We start from the raw sequence: 25213 nt of genomic DNA, 5'->3' as shown, positions 1-25213 counted from the left end.
TTTAATCTTCAGGGGAATATCCACGTGAAAACCGCGCGTATCGGCATGCTTGTGTGCACCGCCTTGGCGAGCGGCGGCGCCTTCGCCGCCGAGGCTGCCTCGGCGGAGATCGAGGATCAGGATCAGATTGTCGTCACCGGCTATGCCGGAACCAAGACCGACACCGCGCTGATGGAACTGCCACAGCCGGTGAAGATCATCACCGCCGACCAATATGAGGCGCAGGGGGCGATCAACATCAGCGACACGGTGAAATATGCCGCCGGCGTGCTCGCCAACCCCTATGGCCGCGACACCCGGGTCGATGGTTTCAACGTCCGCGGTATCGACGCGCTGCAGTTTCGCGACGGAATGCGCGACATCTTCTCTTTCTATGCCAGCATCACCTCTGATCCCTATAATTTCGATCGCGTCGAAATCGTGCGCGGCCCGGCCTCCGTCCTCTTCGGACAGGGCTCGATCGGCGGCCTCGTCAACCTCGTGTCGAAAAGCCCCGACTTTGACACGCAGGGTGAAATCAATCTTGTGTACGGCAGCTATGATCGCAAGGAAGTGCTGGCCGACGTCAATCTCGCGCTATCCGATAGCTTTGCGATCCGCGCTGTCGGACGGGCTCGCGACGCCGATACCTATGTCGACCATGTACCTGATGACCGGGTGATGTTTGCGCCCTCGCTGCGCTGGAAGCCGACCCCCGACACCGATATTGTGCTCACCGGCCTTTATCAGGAGGATGACACCGGATCGACGTCACAGTTCCTCCCCATCGTCGGCACCTTCCGCCCCAATCCCGGCGCGCCGCGGCAACTCGACCGGTTCACCTTTGTCGGCAAGCCGGGCTGGGACCGTTATGCAGGCCGGTCGCTGCAGGGCATGGCGAGCGTCACGCACGACTTTTCCGACGCGGTGCGGCTCAGCCTCAAGGCGCGCTATATCGATAGCGACTTGGAGTATTTCACCCATTACACGAACAGCTACAGCAATCCGACCGATCCGTTTGCCGCCGACCGCCGCACCATCGGCCTCTATGCCGATGCCAGCGACGCGCGAATGAACGTGTTTTCGACCGACAATAACCTGCAGTTCAATTTCAACACCGGTGACAATATCGAGCACAAGTTGCTGATAGGCGTCGACTACAGCTGGAACGAGGTCGGAAAACGCGGCGTCTTCGGGTTCGAAACCATCGATCTTTACGACATCGATTATGATGCACTGCGGACCTATGATCCGACCGGCCCCTTCGCCGAGACGTCACAGAAACAGCTTGGCGTCTATGTGCAGAACCAGATCCGCTTTTTCGACCGGGTCTCGGTTGTCCTCGGCGCGCGGCGTGACCGCGTAACATCGTCGGTGGGGAACAAGGACAATGCCACCACGTTCCGCGCTGGCATCATCGGCGATATCGGCGCCGGCATCTCGCCCTTTTTCAGCTATACCGAGAGCTTCCTGCCCATCGCGGGCTCGCTGACCGACGTCAACGGCAACATCGGCGATCCCTTCAAGCCGCAGACTGGAACCCAGTTCGAAGGCGGTCTGAAATGGCAGCCCGGTCCGGGGACGCTGGTCACGGTCACAGCCTTTCACATCAAGGAGCGCAACCGCGTCCTTTACGGCGCAGGAAGCTCGACCACTCAGTCGGGCGAACTGACCACCAAGGGCATCGAGTTTGAGGCGAGCCACAGCCTGCCCGGCGATTTCGACCTGCTGGTCAACTATGGCTACAACAAGCTGCGTTCGGAAACGAGCACCGATCTTGACTATCTGCCGCGTCACATCGCCTCGATCTGGTCGACCAAGACCTTCGGTTTGCCCGACGAAGCGCAGCTGCGCCTGGGCGCCGGTGTCGTCTACACCGGCAAGCGCCGGTCGGACGGTCCGGCCTGGAACATCACGACGTCCGCCAACACCACGGTCGACGCGCTCGCCGAGGTCAGCTGGAACAATTGGCGCGTCGCGGTCAACGCCACCAACCTGCTCGGCAACAAGTTTTTCGCGTCTTGTCTCGCGCGCGGCGACTGTTTCGTCGGCGCGCCGCGCAACGTGATGGCGACGCTTGGCTACCGCTTCCGGTGAGCAGCACCGCACCTCTGGTCTGGATCGGTACCGCGGCGATCGTCGCCGCGGTGCTGCAACTCCGCCGTGCGTGGGCGCTGCCGCGCCGGTCGGCGGTGCAGAATGGCATCGGCTGGACACTGATGTTGGCGGGCACGGCGCTTGCTCTCGCGGGTGATGGCGCGTGGGGGGTTGCCGTGGCTTCGCTCGGCGGCATGATCGTCGCGGCGCTGCTGCTCGCCCACGCCGGATGGACAGCGCGACCGGGCAAGGGCCGCGCGTCGGCTCGCAAAGCGCATATGCTGCCCGAAAAGGGCGAGCCACGCCAGATCGGCCGCCGCCTGCTCACGTTCCTGCTCTCTGTACCGCTCGCCTTCGCGGCGTCCTTGCTCGTCGCGCTTGGCGCGCGAGCCCTGGCTGGACTCGCGGGCTGGAACGACGCCGACGGCAACGCCATGGCGCTCCTCCTGCTGCCGCTCCTCTGGGGCATACTCGCCTTCTGGCTGCTGATGCAGACGCATCGCCGCGCCCAATGGGCCTGGCTCGCGGCACCCGCAGCAACCGGCCTTGGCCTGATCTGGATCGGAGGCGCGCTGTGACCCTCGCTTTTTCAAAAGACAGTGTCCAGCGCGCACTGTCGGCGCATGCCGCGATCGGCCTGCTCGCGTCGGCGCTTCTCTATCTTATCTGCCTCACCGGCTCCGTCGTCGTCTTCTATCAGGAATGGCAGCGCATCGAACAGCCGGGCGCTCCCGAAATGGCAGCGATCGATCCCGATGCGGTGCAGCGCGCGGTCGTCGCGGTGCTTGCGACGGAAAAAGGCAAACCCGCCACCACCCACCTCTATGTCCATATGCCCGTCGACGGCCTGCCGCGCACGACGATCACCACCGATCATCAGGCGTTTCACGTCGATGCCGACGGCCGCATCGCCGGACCAGAAGAAAACGCCTGGTCCGAATTTCTGCTCGGTGCGCACTATGCCCTCAACATTCCGGGGCTCGTCGGCATGACGATCGTCGGCATCTTTGGCGTGATGATCCTTGCGCTTGCGCTGTCGGGCGTGGTCGCGCACCCGCGGATTTTTCGGGACGCCTTTCGCCTGCGAGTCCGCGATAGTCATGGCATCGGCCTCGCCGACTGGCACAACCGGCTTAGCGTGTGGACTTTGCCCTTCTCGCTTGCCATGGCGCTCACCGGCGCGATGATCGGGTTGGGCGTCGTCGGCGCCTATGGTCTCGCCGCCGCCTTTTACAAGAATGACGTCGAGGCAGCCTATGCCCCGATTTTTGGCGACGAAGCCAAACCCGATCCAAATCCTGCTCCGCTCGCGACCGTCGCCGCCCCGCTCGCCTGGATCGCGACGCAGCATCCGCAGGTTCGCCCAACCTATGTCATCCTTCACGACCCCGGCACGCGCGGCCAGCATGTCCAGATCGTCGCCGAGCATCCGCGCCGCCTGATCTATGGCGAAACCTATGAATTCGGCGCCGACGGCAGCTATCATGGCAAGGTGGGCCTGTCGGACGGTCATATGGGGCAACAGCTTGCCGCCTCGACCTATAATCTCCACTTCGGCAATTATGGCGGGCTGCTAGTCAAGCTGGCTTATCTCCTGTTCGGGCTCGCACTCACGGTCGTGGTCGCCACCGGCACCTCGATCTGGCTCGGCAAACGGCAGCGGCGCGGACTTCGCGAACCTCGGCTGCGGGCGGGGTGGGACGGCGTCATATGGGGCGTCCCGCTTGCCCTCACCCTCACCTTCCTCGCCCGCATCGTCATTGGGAACGGCGCGCCGATGATCGCGATCTTCTGGACGCTTACGGTGGCCATCCCGCTGCTGACGATGATCATCCGCCCCGAACCGCGCCCGAAGCGACTGCTCCAGCGCCTGCTCGTCGCCGCGGTCGTCGCTAGCATGGCCGCGGCAACGGCGGGCGTCGTCGCCGTCTAATCCCCGGCAAAGTCGAACGCGCTGACCCCGCGTTCGCCATCCCTGAACCGCAGCGGGCGGCCCAGCGGCGGCATCGATCGCTGGACGCAGCCGGTGCGCGTGCAGCGGCGGCAGCCGAGGCCGATCGGCGTTGCCCGCTCGCGCATCAGGTCGATACCGCGCGCCGCGATCAGCGGCGCCGCGACCTTCGCATCGACCCCAACGCACACCGCAAAGCGCGCCGGGGTGCCGCTGCCGCCCGCGCCCGGTGCCGCGACCGACCGCGATTGGGTGAACCAGCGCGATCCATCCTCCAATTCGACCAGGTCGGCGATCACTTCGCCGGGGCGGGCAAAGGCTTCGTGGACGCCCCACAGCGGACAGCGCGTGTCGCCATCGACCAGCGGCGACTGGCTCGCCCCGGCATAGCGTTTGCTCCCCTGCCCGGCGCGGTCGATGCGCAGCATGAAGAACGGCAACCCGCGTGCGCCGACACGCTGCAGCGTCGTCAGCCGGTGCGCGACCTGCTCATAGCCCGCGCCGAAACGCCGTTGGAGCAGCAGCAAATCATAGCCTGTCGCATCGCAGGCGCGCAGAAACCGGCCATAGGGCATCATCAGCGCGGCGGCGAAATAATGCACGAGATGCCGCTCGAACAAGCGCGCCGCTGCAGCCTCGGCAAATTCAGCGCCCGCGACCAGCGCGTCGATCTCGGCCTTCGCTTCGATCTGCGCCAGCGTCGCCGCCGCCTGAAAGGTTCGCGACGCGGGGCGCAGCAACTCGCTCAGCATCAATTGCCGCGCATGCCAGTCGAGCCAGCGCAGCCGGTCGGGCATCACATCGCTCGGCAGGATGCGGATGCCCAGCTGATGCCGGGTGCGCAGCCGCTCCGATATTGTCCCGTACAGATCGCCGCCCGCCAGCCGCAGTTCATCGGCCAGTTCCTCCGCCTTGGCATCCAGATCGGCAAAATGGTTGCGCCATTTCTCGATCGCGCGGCGCACTGCGGCAACTTCGGGGGCTTCTTCCTGTAACGCCGCGCCGCCCTCGGGCGCCGCATCAAACAGGCGGGCGAACGCCGCAGCGGTCGTCGGCGCGGTCTGCAACCACTCCTCGACCTCCTGCGCCCCGATCCCCAGATCGGCAAAGCGCGGATCGGACAAACGCCGCCGCAGTCCCGCCAATCCCCCCGGCAGCGCATCGGCGCCCAACGTCGCCGCATCGAACCCGAACCGCTCGGCCAGCTTGACGATCACCGTGGCGCTGAGCGGCCGCTGGCCATGCTCGATCAGATTGAGGTAGCTTGGCGAAATATCCAGCGCCTCGGCCATCGCCGCCTGCGTCATCCCCGCCTCGCGCCGCACCTTGCGCACTGCCGGCCCCGCAAACACCCGCCGCTCCGCCATCACTTGTAACTTTCTTTACTGCTTTACACGCCAATTTACACCGTTATGCCATATTTCACAAATATTATTGACAAAGATTTTCACTTTCCGCGCCACCTTCGCCAACATCCACCCATCACCTCCTCACAAGGACAAAGACGATGGGCTACCAAGAAGACATGGCGCAGACCGGCCGCCTGATCCGCGATTACGACGGCACCTGGGACGGCATCAGCAGCGAGAGCATCGCCCGCATGCGCGCCCAGAACAAGTTCAAGACCGGCCTCGATGTCGCTCGCTACACCGCGCGCATCATGCGCGCCGACATGGCCGCCTATGACGCCGACCCCGCCAACTACACCCAGTCGCTCGGCTGCTGGCACGGCTTCATCGCGCAGCAAAAGATGATCTCGATCAAGAAGCATTTCGGGACCACCAAGGGCCGCTACATCTATCTGTCGGGTTGGATGATCGCGGCGCTGCGCAGCGAATTTGGCCCGCTGCCCGATCAGTCGATGCACGAAAAGACCAGCGTCCCGGCGCTGATCGAGGAAATCTACACCTTCCTGCGCCAGGCCGACGCCCGCGAGCTCGGCGGCCTGTTCCGCGAACTCGACGCCGCGCGCGCCGAGGGTGACGAACTCAAGGCGAAGCAGATCCAGGCGAGCATCGACAATCATGAAACGCACGTCGTGCCGATCATCGCCGACATCGACGCAGGCTTCGGCAACGCCGAGGCGACGTACCTCCTCGCCAAGAAGATGATCGAGGCTGGCGCCTGCGCGCTGCAGATCGAAAATCAGGTCTCCGACGAAAAGCAGTGCGGTCATCAGGACGGCAAGGTCACCGTGCCGCATGAGGATTTCATCGCGAAGATCCGCGCCTGCCGCTACGCCTTCATGGAACTCGGCGTCGAGGACGGCATCATCGTCACCCGCACCGACAGCCTCGGCGCCGGTCTGACCAAACAGATCGCCTTCTCGAAAACCCCCGGCGATCTGGCTGACCAGTATAACAGCTTCCTCGATTGCGAAGAGGTCGATGGCGCGGGCAACCCCGGCGACGTGCTGATCAACCGCGATGGCAAGCTGATGCGCCCGAAGCGCCTGCCCTCGAACCTCTATCAGTTCCGCGCCGGAACCGGCGAAGACCGCTGCGTGATGGATTGCATCGCCAGCCTGCAGAACGGCGCCGACCTCTTGTGGATCGAAACCGAAAAGCCGCACATCGAACAGATCGCCGGCATGGTCGACCGCATCCGCGCAGTCGTTCCCAATGCGAAGCTGGCGTACAACAATTCGCCCAGCTTCAACTGGACGCTCAACTTCCGCCAGCAGGTGTTCGACGCGTGGGAAAAGGACGGCCGGGACGTCAGCGCCTATGACCGCGCCCGCCTGATGAGCGTTGATTATGACGGCACCGCGCTCGGCGACGAAGCCGATAATCAAATCCGCACCTTCCAGCGCGATTCGGCGAAGCGGGCGGGGATTTTCCACCACCTCATCACCCTACCGACCTATCACACCGCGGCGCTGTCGACCGACAATCTCGCCAAGGACTATTTCGGCGACGAAGCGATGCTGGGGTACGTCAAGGGCGTCCAGCGCGCCGAAATCCGCCAGGGCATCGCCTGCGTCAAGCACCAGAATATGTCGGGCAGCGACATCGGCGACGACCACAAGGAATATTTCGCGGGCGAAGCGGCCCTGAAGGCTGCCGGTAAAGACAACACGATGAACCAGTTTGCGGCCTGAAGGCCGCGGGTGAACCAGTTCGCCGCCTAATTCACGAGCTTGACGCGAGGGCTAGCGACCCAGCCCTCGCGCCTCCCGAGCTTTCCTGGGGAGGAAAGCCTGTCCGTCGGAAGCCGCAAGGCCTCCGGCGGACATTTTTATGGCTGCGCCGCGGCCTCTTCCTCGCGCGTTTTGACCAGCGACCAGATGATGCCGCCCGCGATCAAGCCCACCGTGACGCCCAGGCTGACCAGCGGCGGGAATTTGTCGCCGCCCAGGATGAAATCGGCGACGAAGATCTTCGACCCGATGAACACCAGCACCAGCGCGAGCGCATATTTGAGGTAATGGAAGCGGTGCACCATCGCCGACAGCGCGAAATACAGCGCGCGCAGGCCCAGGATCGCCATGATGTTCGACGTGTAGACGATGAACGTGTCGGTGGTGATCGCAAAGATTGCCGGCACGCTATCGACCGCGAACACCAGATCGGCGAGGTTGATGACGACGAGCGCAAGGAACAAGGGCGTCGCCGCCAGCACCAGCTTGCCGGTCTTGCTATCGGGCACGCGGACAAAGAATTTCTCGCCGTGCAGCTCATTGGTGATCGGGATGTGCCGCGACAGCCATTTGACCACCGGATTGCCCGCGACGTCCATCGGCTTGTCGCCCGCGAACAGCATCTTGATCCCGGTGAACACCAGAAACGCGGCGAACACATAGAGCAGCCATTCATATTCGGTGACCAGCGCCGCGCCGCCCGCGATCATGATCCCGCGCAGCACGATCACCGCGACGATGCCCCAGAGCAGCGCGCGATACTGGTAGCGCGGTGGGATCGCAAAGGTCGCAAAGATCAGCGAGATGACGAAGATATTGTCGATCGACAGCGCCTTCTCGATAAAGAAACCGGTATAATATTGCAGCCCCGCCTCGCCGCCCTTCGCGGCCCAGACCCAGGCGCCAAACGCCATCGCAATGCCGATGTAGAGCGCCGAGAGCCGCAAGCTCTCGCTGATCCCCATCTCCTTGTCCTCCTTGTTGAGGACGCCAAGGTCAAAGGCGGTGAGCGCGATGACCAGCGTGATAAACGCCAGCCAGAACCAGGCCGGGGTGCCCAGCCAGTCGGCAAACAGAAATTCCATGGTGATATTCCCTGGATACGCCAGAAGGCGCCGCCCCGGCGGGACGACGCTTCCGGTCTTGGTTAGGATGGATTAGCGCGCGAGCGCCGGGCGCAGCGACAGCGCCGTCAGGCGCCGCTTGACCGCGAGCTTCAGCGTTTTCAGCCGTAGCAGCCGAAACGGATCGGCCCCGCGCCGCCGCGCTTCGCGGCGCGCCGCCTCGTCGAGCTGGCGGTGCAACATGGTAAGCCGATAAAGATTGGGATTAAGCGTCATGAAAATGGGCCTCCTGATTGAAAATCAAGCAGGTGACGCCGATGCCGGACCCAGGGTTTGAGGGGGGAGGTAGGCCCAGAGCATCGGTGTCACCCGATGCGGTCCGACATCACGTGGCAGGAAAGATCCCGCCGACGCCAGAGGGGCCCGGCCCGCATGAGTCCGATTTAGGTGCGGCATGTGACGGTTTCAAGACCCCGCTCATGGGCTCCAGAAAATTTTCCGAGCGCTGCCGCAGACGTTCAATGCGGCGCCAATCCAATCTCTACACCCGTCTTGTCGTGAAGTGCGAATTTGTCGATGATGTCGGCGCTGGCACGATTGTATCCGACAACCTCCACCCCCCGCCCATCGCGCCGCAGCTTGGCGACAATTTTGTCGAGTGCTCCGACTCCCGAAATATCCCAGAAATGCGCTGCCGAAACGTCGATCAGAACATTGTTGGTCCGGTCCTCGGTTTGAAAAGCGCGGGTGAAGCGATCTACTGAAGCGAAGAATATCTGGCCGGTGACGCGATAGGTCGCGGTCATTCCATCGGCCGACACGTGACGCTCAACCGCGAACATCCGCTGCACCTTGCCGGCAAAGAAAACCCCCGACAACAATACTCCGGCGAGGACGCCGAGCGACAGGTCATGCGTCGCCACCACCACGATCACCGTCGTCAACATGACGATCGACGATGTTAGCGGATGGCGGCGCAAATTGGGAATCGAATTCCAGCTGAATGTGCCGATCGACACCATGATCATCACCGCGACCAGCGCTGGCATCGGCACCTGCCCGACGAACGGACCAAGCGCCGCCAGCAGGAACAGCAGGAATGCCCCCGCAGTAAAGGTCGACAACCGACCGCGCCCACCCGAGGTTACGTTGATCACCGACTGGCCAATCATCGCGCAGCCGCCCATCCCGCCAAAGAAAGCCGCGACGATATTCGCCCCGCCCTGCCCGGCACATTCGCGCTGCTTGTCGCTGTCGGTGTCGGTCATGTCGTCGACGATCTGCGCGGTGAGCAGGCTTTCGAGCAGCCCGACCGCCGCCATGGTGAGCGAATATGGCAGGATGATCTGAAGCGTTTCCCACGTCAGCGGCACATTCGGCAACGCAAAGGTCGGCAGACCTTCGGGCAATTTGCCCATGTCGCCCACCGTATTGACCGGCAGGCCGAAACCGATGCTGATCGCCGACAGGATCAGGATTGCAATCAGCGGCGACGGCACCGCCTTGGTCAGGCGCGGCAACAGATAAATGATCGCCAGCCCGCCCGCGACCATCGCATAGGTTTGCCACCCGACGTTGGTCAGCTGCGGCAACTGCGCCATGAAGATCAGGATCGCCAGCGCGTTGACGAAGCCAGTAATGACCGACCGCGACACGAACTGCATCAACAGGTCGAGCCGCAGCAGCCCCGCGACGATCTGGATCAATCCCATCAGGATCGTCGCCGCGAACAGATATTCGACGCCATGATCGCGCACCAGCGGGATCACTAGCACCGCGACCGCGGCGGTCGCGGCAGAGATCATGCCGGTGCGCCCGCCGGTAAAGGCAACGACCATCGCAATCGCCACCGAGGCATACAGCCCGACGCGCGGGTCGACCCCGGCAATGATCGAAAAGCCGATCGCTTCGGGAATCAGCGCCAGCGCGACGACGATCCCGGCCAGAATTTCGCGGCGCAGCGACGCGCCGTCGGTGAACCACTGCTGGCGATAGGAAGACAAGGAAACAGACATTGAAAATCCACAACAAGGCACATGGCGCCAGCTTGGACGCGAACAGGATTTCATGTGTGATGTCGTCCGGCGGATCGGCGGCCGGAATAGCCACCCGGATTTGCACCGGGTCCATGCGAGTGACGCGGCGCCTAGCTTGATGTCCGATCTAAAGCAAGCCTTGCGAAAGCGCCGCCCAAAGCGGCACCCGCGAGGGGCGTCTCAATTGCCCCAGTTTCTGAGGTAGAAGCCCCCTTACTTCCCCATCAACTTCATCGCCATCGCCGTCAGCGCCTCGGTCGCCGTCGCGATCACCTTGTCCGCTTCGGGTGCCCAGAACGGCGAGTGCAGGCTCGGCAGCGTCCGGCCTTCCTTTTTTGCCGCGTCATATTCGGCCTGCGGCACCCCGCCGACCCAGATGATCAGGCTCTTGATGTCCTTGTCGTCGCGCGAAAAGCGGCCGAAGTCTTCGCCGCCCATTACCGGCGGAATCTGCATCACGCGCTTGTCGCCGAAACTGGTTTTCAGATGCGCCGCCATCTCTTCGGTGAAATCGGGGGTGTTGAAGGTCGACGGGGTGAACTCGTCCTTCGCGACGCTCACCACCGGCATCTTGTCGTCGGGAATTCCTGCCGCAATCGCTTCGCCCTTGGCAATCCGCGCGATGCCGTCGAGCAGGTGATTACGGACCTCGTCGGAATAGCTGCGCACCGTCAGTTGCAGCCGCGCCTCGTCCGAAATGATATTATGCTTCGCCCCGGCGTGAAAGCTGCCGACGGTCACCACCGCGCTGTCGAGCGGGCTGATCTCGCGCGACACCAGCGTCTGCAACGTCGATACGATGCGGCTGGCCAGCACGATCGGATCCTTGGTCGTCTGCGGATAGGCGCCGTGGCCGCCGACGCCCTTCACCAAAATGTCGACGCTATCGACATTGGCGAGCGCATAGCCGGGCGTATAGCCGATCATCCCCGCCGGAAACTGCGCCGCGTCGTGGAACGCCAGGGCGTATTCGGGTTTGGGGAAGCGGGTATAAAGCCCGTCCGCCAGCATCATCCGCGCGCCCGCGCCGCGTTCTTCGGCGGGCTGGCCGATCATCACCAGCGTGCCCGACCAGTTCGCCTTGTTCGCCGCCATCAGCCGCGCGACGCCGACCCAGGCGGTCATATGCGTGTCGTGACCGCACGCGTGCATCACCCCGGTCTCGACGCCTTCAGCCGTGGTGACGCGGACTTTCGAGGCGCCAGGCAAGCCGGTCTGCTCGGTCACCGGCAACCCGTCCATGTCGGCGCGGATCAGCACCACCGGCCCGGGGCCGTTCTTCATCACCGCAACGATGCCGGTGCCGCCGACCTTTTCGGTCACCGCAAACCCCAGCTTGCGCGCCTCGGCCGCGAGGATGCCCGCCGAGCGCACCTCCATGAAGCTGAGTTCGGGGTTGGCGTGCAAATCGTCATAGATTTTCATCAGCGACGGCATCTGCTGTTGTACCTCGCCACCGAGTTGCGCCGCCGCAGGGGATGCCCCCGATACCGCCAGCGCCAGCGCCGCGGCGCCCGTCCACAGATTCCGCATCGTCATTCCCCTGTACCAAGTTGCTATGAGCCTAACCTAATCCGTTCGTGTCGAGCGAAGTCGAGACACGCTTGGAGCGCGCTACGCTGCAGGGTGTCTCGACTTCCGGCAAATGACGGAAGTTTACCCTGAGCGCCTGCAAGGCAGTCGAAGGGCTCGACACGAACGGGAATAAAGAATCCTCCTAAACGGTTGTCAGCCCGCCGGGACCAATTCGATCACGTCGACCAGCGATTCATACGCCGGCGCGGGCAGCACCAGCCGCCAGCGATTGTCGCCGATCCGTTCGACCAGCCCCGCCATGTCGCGCATCCGGTCGCTGCCGTAATTGACCGCCATCTTCTCGTCGCCCAGTTCGAGCGTGCCGAGGAAAATCTGGCGCTTCAGATTGTCGGGAAAGATCAGGCCAACGGGCCGCTGCGATCCGGTCAGCTTGGTCAGGCTCGACAGCCCCTGCTCGGGCGCCACGCGGCAGCGGAACCAGCCATAGGCAACATAGCTCAGCCCGCCGCGCCCCTTGGCGCCGACCTTGATCGTCCGGCAGCGATATTCGCCCGCCGGGACGTGCGGGTTCGGCAGCGCCGCCATCGGCTGGAGCAGCACGCCCTCACGGTCGATCTCGGCGCCATGGCCCTTGGCCCGCGCGTCGGCGAGCGCCGCCTCCCAGCTCGCGTACCAGCCGCGAATCCGTTCCTTGTCCGGCTCGGTCGCGGTGGCACGCCAGCTGCCCGTAGCGGGCGGCTCGTCCGCCGCCGATGGCGGCAGCTTCGGCACCGTCTGGCACGCGCCGACGCTCAGCCCCAGTGCAAGGGCAAAAATATATTTGGTGCGACCCCACATTCTCCGTCTCTCCCCTGATCCGGTTGCATTAACCTTAGGAGGGGAAACGAGAATGCTCAAGGCTTAGGCCGCGGTCCAGCCGCCATCGACGCTCAAATTGGCGCCGGTGATGTTCGCCGCCTCGTCGCGGGTCAGGAACGACGCCAACGCCGCGACCTGTTCGACGGTCACGAACTGCTTGGTCGGCTGGCCGGCCAGCAGGACATCGTTGATCACCTGTTCGCGCGTCATTCCGCGCGCCTTCATCGTGTCAGGGATCTGCCCTTCGACCAGCGGCGTCCACACATAGCCGGGGCTGATGCAATTGGCGGTGATCCCGGCATCGGCGACTTCCAGCGCGACGGCCTTGGTCAACCCGACCAGCCCGTGCTTGGCGGCGACATAGGCCGATTTGAATGGTGAGGCGACGATCGAGTGCGCCGAAGCCGTGCCGATGATCCGGCCCCATTTCTTTTTGCGCATCCCCGGCACCGCATGGCGAATGGTGTGGAATGCCGACGTCAGGTTGAGCGCCAGGATCAGGTCCCATTTGTCGACCGGAAAATCTTCGACCGGCGACACAAACTGCGTCCCGGCATTGTTCACAAGGATGTCGACCCCGCCCATGTCGGCGTCGGCGCGCGCGAACATGTCGGCGATCGCATCGACCTTGGTCAGGTCGGCGTCATCATAAATCGCCTTGCCGCCGCTCAGCCCCTCGATCGCAACGCGCTCGGCCTCGATCGCCGCCGCATCGCCGAACCCGTTGATGATGACATTCGCGCCCTCGCTCGCCAGCGCCTTGGCAATGCCAAGTCCGATGCCCGACGTCGATCCGGTGACGAGGGCGGTTTTTCCTTTAAGACGCATATTGGGAGTCCTTTCGGTGGGGGAGTATCAGCTGATGTCGGGGTCGGCCTTGGGCCGCAGGGCGTCGGATTGCACCGCAAAGCTGCCCGACCGCCCCTCGGCGATGCTGTCGGCGAGCAGGTGACCGTCCTTCATCGCGGCCTCGACCGCGGCGCGGCCCAGCGCCCAATTGACCTCCATCGTCGAGCGCGAAAATTCAAAATCGCGCGCCCCGGTCTGCCACACCGGCGGCTGGTGGATCAACTGGACGACATTCAGCGCCTTGCAATCGACCATCCGCTGCACCGCCTTGACCTCTGGCAGGTCGAGCGACTCCGGCGGCAGTTTCGCCAGCATCCGGTCGATCAGCCGATGTTCCTTGCGCCGCCGCACCAGCCCGTCCGAAATCCGCCGGGTGCGGCTGGAGTAGCGAATATCCTTCTCGCGCGACCAGGCTTCTTCCATATCGTGCGGCCGGTCGCCGCGCGCCGGGAACAGGTCGACCTGGAACACCAGCATATCCTCTTTCGCGGCATCGACGACATGCTCGAGCGGGGTGTTCGACACGAGGCCGCCGTCCCAATACCAGCAACCGTCGATCTCGACCGGCGGCAGCCCGGGCGGCAGCGCCCCCGACGCCAATATGTGCCGCGCATCGAGCGTTTCTAACTTGGTGTCGAAATAGCGGAAATTGCCAGTTTCGACCGCCACCGCGCCGACCGACAGCCGGACATTGCCCTTGTTCACGCGGTCCCAGTCGACCAGCCGATCGAGCGTCTGGGCGAGCGGCGCGGTGTCGTAAAAACTCACCGCCTCGGGGGTCTGCCGCTCGGCAAAGCTCGGCGGCGGCCAGCGCGGGGTAAAGAAACCGGGCACCCCGAACGCCGCCACCTGCCCCGCGGCGGCCATATGCGCCCACTCGCGCGCCCAGTCATTGTCGGCGGTCGGCAGCGACGGCAGCACCGACGACACCCCGTCCCAGAATTCGCGCAGCTTGCGCACCGCTTCATCGCGCGGATTGCCCGCGATGATCGCGGCGTTGACCGCGCCGATCGAAATCCCCGCGACCCAGTCGAGCTCGATCCCCAGCTCGATCATCGCCTCATACACCCCCGCCTGGAATGCGCCGAGCGCGCCGCCGCCCTGCAGGACGAGCACGACGAGGTCGGGGAGCGGAAGCGCGGCAGGGATGGCACGGCGTGGCATGGACTCGGTGGTTCCTTTGGTCCGCGAAAGCGCGATTGGTGCGCCGCAGCATAGACGAATGCAAGCGCCGCGTCGCGCGCGAAGTCTCTTTCAATTGCCGGTCGCTGCTGTAACTGTCGGGATGAAACAGACACTTTAGCGGCGGAGAACCCCCATGCGCCTCGACGATTATGATCCCGGCGACGACATTCGCGACCTCGGCCGCGGCGGTGGCGGCGGCTTTGGCGGGGGTGGCGGCGGCCTTGGCGGGCTGTTGATCGGTTTCCTGCCGATGCTGCTCGGGCGCAAGATGGGCTGCGGCACGATCCTGCTGATCGGTGCGGTCGCCTTTTTCCTGCTCGGCCCCGGCGCCAATATGCTCAGCAGTGGCGGCGGCACCGCCGACCCCGCGGCCGACAGCCGCGGTGGCGGCGGCGTTGCCTGCGACACCGCGTCCGAACGCTTCGCCTGCAACGTTTTTGGATCGACGCACACAGTATGGGAAGGGCTGGTCAGCGGCTATCAGAGGCCGACGCTCAACTTCTTCACCGACCGCAACAGTTCGGACTGTGGCCCGGCACAGGCCGCGATGGGCCCCTTTTATTGCCCCGCCGATCAGGGCGTCTATCTCGACACCAGTTTTTTCCGCGAGCTCGAACAAAAATTCGGCGCCGCGGGCGACGCCGCGCAAGCCTATGTGATCGCGCACGAGGTCGGCCATCATATCCAGACGATCAGCGGTATTTCCAACCAGGTCCGCCAGGCGCAGCAACGCGCGTCGCAGGCCGAGGGCAATCAGTTGCAGGTTCGCATGGAATTGCAGGCCGATTGCTACGCCGGCGTCTGGGCGGCGCGCGCGCGCAACAGCGCCGGTCAGCCGGTGCTCGAAGCGGGCGATATGGAAGAAGCGATGCGCGCCGCCAACGCGATCGGCGACGATACGCTGATGCGTTCGGCGGGTCAGCGTCCGGTCCCCGAAAGCTTTACCCACGGCACCAGCGAACAGCGGATGAGCTGGCTGCGCCGCGGCCTGCAATCGGGGGATCCGCGTCAGTGCAACGCGTTCGACACCGCCATCTGATCGCGGCGTTCGCGGCGGCGCTCACCGCGACGCCCGCCGCGGCGCAGTCGCTCTATGTCCAGGCCGGGCGGCTGATCGACGGCGTTTCGGACGACGCGCGGACCGGCCAGTGCATCACGATCGAGGCCGAACGGATCAAGGCAGTCGCGCCATGCGGGGAGCCGCCCGCGGGCGCCACCCAGCTCGACTGGTCGGGCTTCACCGTGCTGCCCGGCCTGATCGACCTCCACACCCACCTCGCCGACCTTGGCCAGAGCGCCGATCTGGCCGCGCCGATCAAGGCGTCGCCCGCCGAAACCGCGCTCGTCGGCGCGCGCAACGCCCGCGTCACCCTGAACGCGGGCTTCACCAGCGTGCGCGACGTCGGCACCTATCGCGGCCTTACCGACGTGACGCTGCGCAACGCGATCGAGCGCGGCGACGTGCCGGGGCCGCGGATGTGGGTCGCGGGCGCCTATCTGACCATCCCCAAGGGCGGCGGCGAATTGAACGGCGTGGTTCCGAACGAGGAACTGCCGCCTGACATGCGCCTCGGCGTCGCCGCTACGCCCGAGGAAGCTGCGGCAAAGACGACCTATTTGCTCGACCATGGCGCCGATTTCATCAAGACGATCGCGACCGGCGCGGTGCTCGCGATCGGCACCGAACCCGGCGCCCCCGAACTGACCGTCGATCAGTTGCGCGCCATCGTCCGCGTTGCTCATGCGCGTGGCAGAAAGGTCACCGCGCACGCGCATGGGGCGATTGGCATCCAGAACGCGATCAACGCCGGAGTCGACAGCATCGAACACGCGAGCCTCGCCGACGAAGCGACGCTCCAACTTGCAAAAAAGCACGGCACGTGGCTCGCGATGGACATCTACAACGGCGATTATATCGAGGATGTCGGCACCAAGGAGGGCTGGCCCGCCGAATATCTGCGCAAGAACCGCGAGACTACCGACGCCCAGCGCGCCGCCTTTCGCCGCGCCGTCGCGCTGGGGATCAATATCGGTTTTGCGACCGACGCCGGCGTCTATCCGCACGGGCTGAATGCGCGCCAGTTCCGCTACATGGTCCGCTATGGGATGACCCCGATGCAGGCGATCCAGTCCGCCACCGGCCGCGCCGCGGTCGAGATGGGCCGCGATGACATCGGCGCGATCGTGCCGGGCCGTTTTGCCGATATAGTGGCGGTCAAGGCCGACCCGCTGGCCGACATCGCGGCGCTGGAAAAGATCGACCATGTGATGAAGGGTGGCGGGCTCGTTCGTTAGCGACATTGTCCGGACAACGCGGGCGCCGCCCCGGATTGCTGCGCTAATATTCGACGATGATCCGGACCCGATTGGCGCTGAGGCCGACGGCGCGGGCGATCTGATCGCGGCTACGGTTGATCAGTTCCTGAACGTCCTCGGGCGCCGCATCGCCGAGCAAGTCAGCGACCGGGACACCCAGAATGGCGGCGAGTTTCACCATGCGGCCGCGCTTGGGGCGCGACCGATCCTTTTCCCAGCTGGAAACCGTCGGCGCGCTGACGCCCATCTGTTTGGCGACATCGGCCTGACTGAGCCCGGCTTTGGTGCGGAGCCGCTGAAGGCGGACGCCGAAGGTTTCGTGGATCACCGGCGCCGCGCGGCTTTCGTCGGCGCTGGGCGCCGGGTCGGCGGCGCTAGCCAGTTCGGGGGCCGGTTCAGGGACTAATTCGGGGACCAGTTCGGGCATCGGAGCGACGGCGCTTTTCAGTTCCACCGCGCTCAGCGTCGCCGGGGATACCGGACCTTCAAACTGGCAGCCGAACAGCCGCCCGCTGGCCCAGATGACGACCGCCGTTATATCACCGCCATGCGGAAGCTCGATTTCGATCCGGTCGCAGGCCGCCAGCTTGATATCGCTTTCAAACAGCAAGCCCGTTCCCGAGATATTGTGGATCTGCACCTCGATGCCGGTGCCGTCATGCTGCACGCCGCGCGCCAGCAGGCTGAGTTTTCGGCGCGGTTCATGACGTTTGTCGCCACTGGACGTCGATGGCAGAAAATGTCCGAAAATTGGCATATGCGACTGTTGGAGTTCGCTGGTTAAAAGAAGGTTAGCAAGCATCGCGAAAGGTGGCGAGCTCAGCCGCTAGCGACGCCGGGCGGCGGCATGAATTTCGGCGCGCTCCAGCAACAACGCCAGATCCTCGCGGCTGATGTCGAAGGTTTCACCCAGATCGGCGAGCGCGCCGTCGATGTCGTCCATCAGCAAACCGGCGGGCTCCTCGGCAACCGCCTTGCCATCGACCGGCCTTGCCCGGTGCGGATAGCTGTGTCCCGAAAAGCGGTGGAACAGCATGCCGATCGCAACGAGAATCAGCGAGTTGAGCAGCACCGGCACGAGGAAATCACCGATATGACTCGAAAAACTCGGCCAGCCGAGAACCGCGCTGAGCGCGACGGCGCCGCCGGGGGGATGGAGGCAACGCGCCAGAGACATCACCAGGATCGCCGTCGACACCGCCAGCGCCGCGGCAAATGCCGGTTCGCCAATCGCCTGCGCCACCACGATCCCGAAAATCGCGGATATCACATTGCCGCCGACGATCGACCAAGGCTGCGCCAGCGGGCTCGCCGGAACCGCAAAGAGCAGTACCGCCGACGCGCCGATCGGGGCGATGATCCACGGCATTGAAACCGGAAACAGGGCGGCGCAGATCATGCCCGCCAGACTGATCCCGACCAGCGCGCCAACACTCGCGACGAAGCGGTCGCGAAGGCTGGCGCCCGCTAACAGGGGAACAAAAATCCGACTCGAATCGGGCTTGGCCACACATGCCTCCTTTGGAAGCGGCCCGATGGCGTGCCAGGCATCGCAGCGCCAGAGAGGTTTGGTTTATCATCGCCAAGCCTGCTTTTCGGTCACCTCCCGGGACCGGATGGCAACCGCGACCGGTTCGTCCTTGAACCCACGCGCCACCCCGCTAAACCGCTTTCATGCGAAACCATATCCTGACCAGCGCAATCGCGCTCGCCGCCGCCCTGTCCACTCCCGCTTTTGCCCGGCCGATGACCGAGGTCGATCTGGCAATGCTCAAGCGCGTCGCGGCGCCGACCGCGTCGCCCGATGGCCGCTGGGTGGTGTTCCAGATGACCGAGACCGACACCGCGACTTACAAGCGCGCTACCGGACTGTGGCTGGTCGACCGCAATGCCAAGGACGCCGCGCCGGTGCGCGTCGCCGATACCGCCGACAAGAATGAAACCGCCCCCACCTTTCACCCCGATGGCAGCCTTTATTTCCTCTCGAACGCCTCGGGCAAAAGCCAGGTTTGGCGGGTCGATCCCCAGGTCGGCGGCGCCGCGGCGCAGGTCACCGACACCGCGGCCGACGTCTCGGGGTTCAAAATCTCGCCCGACGGCAAGCGCCTGCTCGCGTGGGGCGATGTGCCGCGCGAATGCACCGACTTCGGCTGCGAGGCGAAAGACAAGGGCGCCCTGCCCGGCCCCGGCACCGGCCGCCTGTACAAGGATGGTGCGGGTTTCGTGCGCCACTGGGACAGCTGGGAAACCCCCGGCACCTATAGCCGCCCCTTCGTCTTCAATCTCGACGGTGGCAAGGCCAGCGTCGCGCGCGCGGTCGATGGCGGACTGACCGGTGACAGCCCGTCGAAACCCTTCGGCGGCGGCGAAGAACTCGCGTGGGGCGCCGACAGTCGCACCGTGTTCTTCACGCTGCGCAAGGCCGACAAGGACGAGCCGACCTCCACCAACCTCGATATCTATAGCTGGCTGGTCGACAGCCGGATGATGCCGCAGAATTTGACTGCGGATAACAAGGCCACCGACACGCTGCCCACCCCCTCACCCGACGGCAAATGGCTGGCCTATGCCGCCATGGCGCGTCCGGGGTATGAGGCCGACCGGCAGGTGCTGATGCTGCGCGACCTGTCGACCGGCGAAACGCGGAAACTGACCGATGCATGGGACCGTTCGGTGGGTTCGATCGCGTGGGCGGCGGATGGCAAGTCGCTTTATGTCACCGCGCAGGATGTGCTCGATCACCCCGTGTTCCGCGTCGATGTGAAGACCGGCAAGGTGACAAAGCTCAAGGCTACCACCGAAGCCTATGAGGGCAATATCGGCGACGTCACCCCGCTGCCCGGCGGCGCGCTTCTCTATTCGCGCAATAGCGTCGAGGTACCGACCGACCTGTTCTTCCGCGATGCGAAAGGCAAAGTCACGCGCCTGACCGACGTCAACCGCACCCAGCTCGCCGAAATCGATCCCGTCGATGCGAAACGCTTCAGCTTCAAGGGCGCGAACGGCGACACCGTGTGGGGGCAGATCGTCAAACCCGCCGATACCAAGGGCAAAATCCCCGTCGCCTTCCTCGTCCATGGCGGTCCACAGTCGAGCTTTGGCAACAGCTGGTCGACGCGCTGGAACCCGCGGCTGTTTTCGGCGCCCGGCTATGCCGCGGTGACCGTCGATTTCCACGGCTCGACCGGCTACGGACAGGCCTTCACCGACAGCATCAACCAGGATTGGGGCGGCAAGCCGCTCGAAGACCTCAAGCTCGGCCTCGTCGCCGCTGGGACGCAGGACGCCAATGTCGACACCGCCAACGCCTGCGCGCTTGGTGGCTCTTACGGCGGCTATATGATGAACTGGATCGCGGGTCAGTGGCCCGACGGCTTCAAATGCCTGGTCAACCATGCTGGCGTGTTTGACCTGCGCGCCATGGCGTTCGAGACCGAGGAAACATGGTTCGACGAATATGATCATGGCGGCCCGTGGTGGCAGCGCGCCGAGGGCGAGAAATGGAACCCGGTGAACCATGTCACCAAATGGAAGACCCCGATGCTGGTGATCCATGGCGAAAAGGACTTCCGCATCCCTTACAGCCAGAGCCTCGCTGCGTTCCATGCGTTGCAGCGGCAGGGCGTCGAAGGCGAATTGCTGGTCTTTCCCGACGAGAACCACTGGATCCTGAAAGGCCAGAACAGCGTGCAATGGTATCAGACCGTGTTCGGGTGGATGGGCAAGCATCTGAAGAAGTAAGAACCTCTCAATTCAGTTCGTGTCGAGCGAAGTCGAGACACCCCGAAGGCGCGCGCCCACGATGGACATCTCGACTTCGCTCGATGCGAACGGAAACTCTATGGGTTCCCCCTTGCCGCGCCGCACCATGGCTGGCAAAGCGCGGCGCATTATGCCGATGGAAAAAACATTCGATCCCGCCGCGATTGAGGCGAAATGGGCCACTGAGTGGGAAAGCCGCGGGCTGTTTCGCCCGCATCGCCCCGACGCCACCCCCTTCACGATCGTCAACCCGCCGCCGAACGTCACCGGCGCGCTGCACATCGGCCATGCGCTCGACAACACGTTGCAGGACGTCCTCGTCCGCTACGAACGCCTGCGCGGCAAGGACGCGCTATGGGTCGTCGGCATGGACCATGCCGGCATCGCGACGCAGATGGTCGTCGAACGCCAGCTGGAGGCGCGCCAAGACAAGCGCACCAATTACAGCCGCGAAGATTTCATCGACAAGGTGTGGCAGTGGAAGGCGGAAAGCGGCGGCCAGATCACCGGCCAGCTGCGCCGCCTCGGCTGCTCAATGGACTGGAGCCGCGAGCAGTTCACGATGGACCCGCATTTCACCGCCGCGGTGGTCAAGGTGTTCGTCGACCTTCACAAAAAGGGGCTGATCTACCGCGACAAGCGCCTCGTGAACTGGGATCCCAAGCTCAAGACCGCGATTTCGGACCTCGAGGTCGAGACGCACGAGGTGCAAGGCGGATTCTGGCACTTCAAATATCCGCTCGCCGACGGCGTGACGCTCGACGACGGGCGCGATTACATCGAGGTCGCTACGACGCGCCCCGAAACGATGCTCGCCGACATGGCGGTCGCGGTGCACCCCGACGATGGGCGTTACCAAAGCGTGATCGGCAAATTTGTTGAACTGCCGATCACCGGGCGCCGCGTGCCCATCGTGGCCGACGAACATGCAGATCCCGAGCTGGGTTCGGGTGCGGTGAAGATCACCCCGGGACATGATTTCAACGACTTCGACGTCGGCAAGCGTGCGGGCTTCAAACCCGCCGAGATGCTCAACATGCTCAACGGCGACGCGAACGTCATCCAGACGAGCGACGGGCTGATCCCGGCCGAATTTCTGGGCCTCCATCGCTTCAAGCGCGATGGCAAGGACGGCGCGCGCGAACTGGTCGTGCAGCGGATGAAGGAAGCCGGCTTCCTCATCCCGCATATCGTGACTTCAAAAGAGGGGGACGTCGTCGAGCACGACGCCGAGCCGCGCACGATCCAGACCCCGTTCGGCGACCGCGGCGGCGTGGTGATCGAGCCCTGGCTGACCGACCAATGGTATGTCGACGCCGAAACGCTGGCGCAGCCGCCGATGGCGGCGGTGCGCGACGGGCGGATCAACATCGTCCCCAAGACGTGGGAAAAAACTTTCTTCAACTGGATGGAGAATATCCAACCGTGGTGCGTCTCGCGCCAGCTGTGGTGGGGACACCGGATTCCGGCTTGGTACGCCGACGACGGCCGTATCTTCGTCGCAGAAACCGAAGAGGCAGCACAAGCGGAGGCCGGTGCCGGCGTTGGGCTTACGCGCGACGAGGACGTCCTCGACACCTGGTTCTCCTCCGCCCTTTGGCCCTTCGCCACCCTCGGCTGGCCCGAAGACACCGACCTCGTCAAACGCCATTACCCCAACGACGTCCTGATCTCCGGCTTCGACATCCTGTTCTTCTGGGATGCGCGCATGGCGATGCAGGGGATGGAGTTCATGCGCGATAACAACGGTGACGGAATTGTCCCGTGGAAGACGCTCTACCTCCACGGCCTCGTCCGCGCGCCCGACGGCGCCAAGATGTCGAAGTCAAAGGGCAATGTTGTCGACCCGCTCGGGCTGATCGATCAATATGGCGCCGACGCGCTGCGCTTCTTCATGGCGGCGATGGAAAGCCAGGGCCGCGACATCAAGATGGATGACGCGCGCCTTGCGGGCTATCGCAATTTCGCGACCAAGCTGTGGAACGCCGCGCGTTTCTGCGAAGCCAATGGCATCTCGGCCTCGACCAGCCTCGTAGCCCCGGCCGCCACCCTGCCCGTCAACCGCTGGATCATCGGCGAGGTGGCGGCGACCGTCACCGCGATGGAAACCGCCTTCGCCGCCTACCGCTTCGACGAAGCCGCGAACGCGATCTACAGCTTCGCGTGGGACCGGTTCTGCGACTGGTATCTTGAGCTGATCAAGCCCGTTCTTTCTCCCCTCCCGCTTGCGGGAGGGGTCGGGGGAGGGCCTGTTTCGGAGGATGGGACGGCTGATCACATGCCCTCCCCTAACCCCTCCCGCGAGCGGGAGGGGGACGATGTCGCCGAAACCTGCGCCGTTGCCGGCTGGGTGCTCGACCAGATCCTCGTGATGCTCCACCCCTTCATGCCCTTCATCACCGAAGAGCTGTGGACCGGGCTGGGCGACCGCGCAGACTATCCGCTGATCACCGCCAAATGGCCTGCGCCGGACGGCGTGCGCGATAGCGATGCCAGCGCCGACATCGACTGGCTGATCAAGCTGGTCAGCGAACTGCGCGGCGCGAAGGCCGAACTCGGGCTCCCGCCCGGGGCGCGCCTGACCGCGCATTTCCCGGCGTCACTCAAAGGCCGCACCGACAGGCTCGCCGCGCAGCTCGACCGCCTCGCGCGCCTCGAAACCATCAGCTTCGATCCCGCCCCCGCGGGCGCCTCGGCGCAGCTCGTCGTCGAGGGCGAAACGATCATAGTTCCCCTCGAAGGCGTGATCGATATCGCCGCCGAACGCGACCGCCTGAGCAAGGCGCTCGCCGCCGCGGCGAAGGAACGCGACGGCCTTGCGGGCCGCCTGAACAACCCGTCGTTCGTCGAACGCGCCAAGCCCGAAGCGGTCGACAAGGCGCGCGCCGATCACGCCGCGAAAGAAGCCGAAGCCGACCGCCTGACCGCCGCCTTGGCAAGGCTCGGTTGACCGACAACACGCCCGTCACGCCGACCCCGGTCGCCGCGGCGGCCGACCCCGCCGCCAATCCCGTCCCGCCGCGCCAGACCGCGCGCGGCGGGATGGACCTGACCAGCGGGCCGATCGCCAAGACGCTGATCATCTTCGCCCTCCCGACGCTCGCCTCGAACATCCTGCAAACTCTCTCGGGCTCAGTCAATTCGATCTGGGTCGGGCAGTTCCTCGGCAACAGCGCGCTTGCCGCGACCGCCAATGCCAACATCATCATGTTCCTGATGTTCGCCACTTTCTTTGGCTTCGGAATGGCCGCGACGGTGCTGATCGGACAAGCGATCGGGCGCGGCGACATCGATGCCGCGCGCCGCGCCGCGGGCGGTGCGATCGGGCTGGCGGCGTTGTTCGCAGTGGTCATCGCGGCCGTCGGCTGGTTCGCCTCCGACGCGATCTTGCGCCTGCTCGAAACCCCGCCCGAAGCCTTTGCGCTGGCACATGATTATCTGCGCGTCACCTTTGTCGCGATCCCCGCCAGCATGATTTCGGTCACGCTGATGATGGCGTCGCGCGGCGCGGGCGATGCCGTCACCCCGCTGCGTTTCATGGTGCTGACCGTTGTCATCGACATTGTCCTGAACCCGGTGCTGATCCTCGGGCTCGGCCCCGTCCCGCGCCTTGGCATCGCGGGCAGCGCGCTCGCGACCGCGATCGCCGGGACGATCAGCCTGATCGGCATGATCATCTGGTTCTATGCCAAGGATCACCCGCTCCGCCTGCGCGGCCGCGAATTGGCCTATCTGGCGCCCAGCTGGCGCGAACTGCGCTTCATCATCGCGCGCGGGCTGCCGATGGGCGCGCAGATGCTGGTGATTTCGGGCGCGGGCCTCGTCATGGTCGGGCTCGTCAATCGCGAGGGGCTGGTCACCGCCGCCGCTTATGGCGCCACCCTCCAACTGTGGAACTATGTCCAGATGCCCGCGCTCGCCGTCGGCGCCGCGGTCAGCGCGATGGTCGCGCAGAATATCGGCGCCAACCGCTGGGATCGCGTGTCGACGATCACCAACAGCGGCATCGCCGTCAACCTGGCGATGACCGGCGTCCTGATCGCGCTGCTGCTCGTTTTCGATCGCGCCGCGCTCGCGCTGTTCCTTGGCCGCGAAAGCCCGGCGATCGATGTCGCGCGCCATATCCAGCTGATTGCGACATGGGGTTTCCTGCCGTTCGGGACCACGATCGTGCTGATTGGTACCTTGCGCGCCAACGGTTCGGTTGTCCCGCCGCTGATCATCCTGTTTCTGTCGGCGTTCCCGATCCGCCTCGGCCTCTATTACCTGACGTACCCCTATCTTGGCGGCGACGCGATCTGGTGGAGCTTTCTGGTTTCCATGCTCGCGTCGATGACGATGGCGTGGATTATCTATCGTCGCGGCAATTGGCGCCGCGACCTGCCCCAACCCGCCGCTGGCTGACGCTGCGGCTTTCGACCAAAGCGCGCGCCGCTTCGAC

Annotated in this window: 19 protein-coding genes and 1 other annotated feature; of the genes, 9 read left to right on the top strand and 10 right to left on the bottom strand. The window is 64.6% G+C overall.

Translation table 11 applies throughout. The features are described 5' to 3' along the window. The first annotated feature begins 45 nt into the window (after positions 1-45). Genes FFS68_RS02895 through FFS68_RS02885 form a run of 3 tightly spaced genes read left to right on the top strand, consistent with a single transcriptional unit; the run spans position 46 to position 4009 of the window. Entirely contained in the window at positions 46-2076 is a 2031-nt protein-coding gene (locus FFS68_RS02895; protein WP_137751962.1) for a TonB-dependent siderophore receptor, read from the top strand. Continuing rightward, complete coding sequence (locus tag FFS68_RS02890) at positions 2073-2654, top strand: hypothetical protein (RefSeq protein WP_137751812.1); 582 nt, start codon at positions 2073-2075, stop codon at positions 2652-2654. Before FFS68_RS02895 ends, FFS68_RS02890 begins: the two co-directional genes overlap by 4 nt. Next, complete coding sequence (locus FFS68_RS02885) at positions 2651-4009, top strand: PepSY-associated TM helix domain-containing protein (protein WP_249339995.1); 1359 nt, start codon at positions 2651-2653, stop codon at positions 4007-4009. The genes FFS68_RS02890 and FFS68_RS02885 overlap by 4 nt, the downstream gene beginning before the upstream one ends. Here FFS68_RS02885 and FFS68_RS02880 read toward each other — a convergent pair. Next, positions 4006-5394: a helix-turn-helix transcriptional regulator gene (locus tag FFS68_RS02880; RefSeq protein ID WP_137751810.1), complete on the bottom strand. Its 1389-nt coding sequence runs from the start codon at positions 5392-5394 to the stop codon at positions 4006-4008. The two genes, FFS68_RS02885 and FFS68_RS02880, sit on opposite strands and share 4 nt — an antisense overlap. 140 nt (positions 5395-5534) lie before the next feature. On the opposite strand from FFS68_RS02880, the gene FFS68_RS02875 reads away from it, so the two are divergent. Further along, a complete protein-coding gene (locus FFS68_RS02875; protein ID WP_137751809.1) occupies positions 5535-7127 on the top strand; it encodes an isocitrate lyase in 1593 nt (530 codons plus the stop codon). A gap of 137 nt (positions 7128-7264) precedes the next feature. Here the strand turns inward: FFS68_RS02875 and FFS68_RS02870 are convergent, their stop codons facing one another. The 7 genes from FFS68_RS02870 to FFS68_RS02840 form a co-directional block, all read right to left on the bottom strand. After that, positions 7265-8251, bottom strand: coding sequence for a TerC family protein (locus FFS68_RS02870; protein ID WP_137751808.1), 987 nt, complete (start codon positions 8249-8251; stop codon positions 7265-7267). A gap of 72 nt (positions 8252-8323) precedes the next feature. Next, positions 8324-8506: a hypothetical protein gene (locus FFS68_RS02865; protein WP_137751807.1), complete on the bottom strand. Its 183-nt coding sequence runs from the start codon at positions 8504-8506 to the stop codon at positions 8324-8326. Positions 8507-8748: 242 nt separating this feature from the next. Beyond that, complete coding sequence (locus FFS68_RS02860; protein ID WP_137751806.1) at positions 8749-10245, bottom strand: SulP family inorganic anion transporter; 1497 nt, start codon at positions 10243-10245, stop codon at positions 8749-8751. 60 nt (positions 10246-10305) lie between these two features. Next, positions 10306-10361, bottom strand: a sequence feature (sul1 is cis-regulatory element that is thought to sense ions involved in sulfur or methionine metabolism; They are found in Alphaproteobacteria). 118 nt (positions 10362-10479) lie between these two features. Next, on the bottom strand, positions 10480-11799 hold the full coding sequence (locus FFS68_RS02855; RefSeq protein ID WP_137751805.1) for an amidohydrolase: 1320 nt from the start codon (positions 11797-11799) through the stop codon (positions 10480-10482). A gap of 195 nt (positions 11800-11994) precedes the next feature. Beyond that, on the bottom strand, positions 11995-12639 hold the full coding sequence (locus FFS68_RS02850; protein ID WP_137751804.1) for a DUF4893 domain-containing protein: 645 nt from the start codon (positions 12637-12639) through the stop codon (positions 11995-11997). A 63-nt stretch (positions 12640-12702) separates the two neighbouring features. Continuing rightward, positions 12703-13488, bottom strand: coding sequence for a 3-hydroxybutyrate dehydrogenase (locus FFS68_RS02845; protein WP_137751803.1), 786 nt, complete (start codon positions 13486-13488; stop codon positions 12703-12705). 27 nt (positions 13489-13515) lie between these two features. Continuing rightward, positions 13516-14673: a patatin-like phospholipase family protein gene (locus FFS68_RS02840; RefSeq protein ID WP_137751802.1), complete on the bottom strand. Its 1158-nt coding sequence runs from the start codon at positions 14671-14673 to the stop codon at positions 13516-13518. A 154-nt stretch (positions 14674-14827) separates the two neighbouring features. Between FFS68_RS02840 and FFS68_RS02835 the strand changes: the two genes are divergently transcribed. Together FFS68_RS02835 and FFS68_RS02830 are read left to right on the top strand one after the other, a co-directional pair. Then, entirely contained in the window at positions 14828-15733 is a 906-nt protein-coding gene (locus FFS68_RS02835; protein WP_137751801.1) for a neutral zinc metallopeptidase, read from the top strand. After that, positions 15706-16989: an amidohydrolase family protein gene (locus FFS68_RS02830; protein ID WP_137751800.1), complete on the top strand. Its 1284-nt coding sequence runs from the start codon at positions 15706-15708 to the stop codon at positions 16987-16989. The genes FFS68_RS02835 and FFS68_RS02830 overlap by 28 nt, the downstream gene beginning before the upstream one ends. 43 nt (positions 16990-17032) lie before the next feature. On the opposite strand, the gene FFS68_RS02825 is transcribed toward FFS68_RS02830, so the two are convergent. Together FFS68_RS02825 and FFS68_RS02820 are read right to left on the bottom strand one after the other, a co-directional pair. After that, positions 17033-17767 (bottom strand): helix-turn-helix domain-containing protein, encoded by a 735-nt coding sequence (locus FFS68_RS02825; RefSeq protein ID WP_171003722.1) that lies wholly within the window; start codon positions 17765-17767, stop codon positions 17033-17035. 69 nt (positions 17768-17836) lie between these two features. Next, positions 17837-18520: an HPP family protein gene (locus FFS68_RS02820; RefSeq protein ID WP_249339994.1), complete on the bottom strand. Its 684-nt coding sequence runs from the start codon at positions 18518-18520 to the stop codon at positions 17837-17839. A 164-nt stretch (positions 18521-18684) separates the two neighbouring features. On the opposite strand from FFS68_RS02820, the gene FFS68_RS02815 reads away from it, so the two are divergent. The 3 genes from FFS68_RS02815 to FFS68_RS02805 all read left to right on the top strand — a co-directional run bounded on the left by FFS68_RS02815 (position 18685) and on the right by FFS68_RS02805 (position 25176). Next, positions 18685-20751, top strand: a complete 2067-nt coding sequence (locus FFS68_RS02815) for a S9 family peptidase (protein WP_137751798.1) — start codon at positions 18685-18687, stop codon at positions 20749-20751. 151 nt (positions 20752-20902) lie between these two features. Further along, entirely contained in the window at positions 20903-23722 is a 2820-nt protein-coding gene (locus FFS68_RS02810; RefSeq protein ID WP_137751797.1) for a valine--tRNA ligase, read from the top strand. Then, positions 23719-25176 (top strand): MATE family efflux transporter, encoded by a 1458-nt coding sequence (locus tag FFS68_RS02805; protein ID WP_249339993.1) that lies wholly within the window; start codon positions 23719-23721, stop codon positions 25174-25176. The genes FFS68_RS02810 and FFS68_RS02805 overlap by 4 nt, the downstream gene beginning before the upstream one ends. Positions 25177-25213: the final 37 nt, after the last annotated feature.

It is taken from the genome of Sphingopyxis sp. L1A2A, assembly GCF_005502465.1.
In the GTDB taxonomy this organism is placed as follows: domain Bacteria; phylum Pseudomonadota; class Alphaproteobacteria; order Sphingomonadales; family Sphingomonadaceae; genus Sphingopyxis.
Note: the sequence above shows the minus strand (reverse complement) of the source record. Positions and strands in the feature narration are given on the sequence as shown.